The sequence below is a fragment of the Bacillus sp. GbtcB10 genome (assembly GCF_019091365.1).
Lineage (GTDB): Bacteria > Bacillota > Bacilli > Bacillales > Bacillaceae > Bacillus > Bacillus altitudinis.
This window is the reverse complement of record NZ_JAGXJP010000403.1, coordinates 1-236: the sequence shown is the minus strand read 5'-3', so window position 1 is coordinate 236 and position 236 is coordinate 1. Positions and strand designations below refer to the sequence as shown.

General features: G+C 47.5%; 1 protein-coding gene. It reads left to right on the top strand.

Annotated elements, in window-relative coordinates:
* A partial coding sequence (locus tag KVT11_RS20650; protein ID WP_217609223.1) for a hypothetical protein occupies window positions 1-236 on the top strand: 236 nt, incomplete at both ends.

Sequence of the window (236 nt, the reverse complement as noted above, 5' to 3'; positions counted from 1 at the left end):
CATGGAACTGTTAAGCCGCGGTGAAACGATAGCAGTCATCCATGCCAAAACGAAAATTGACCCGTTTTTTCTCCATGTGCTCCGTGATATCATCACATTGTACGACAAGCTGATGGAAGAAGGGGATCATCTGTCTGTCCCGCTTTTAAAGCAGGCGAAGGTAAAGGGCTTCACGGATGTCATGATCGCATCTCTCACGGGAAAAACGGAAGAAGACATCCGTGCTCTCAGAAAGA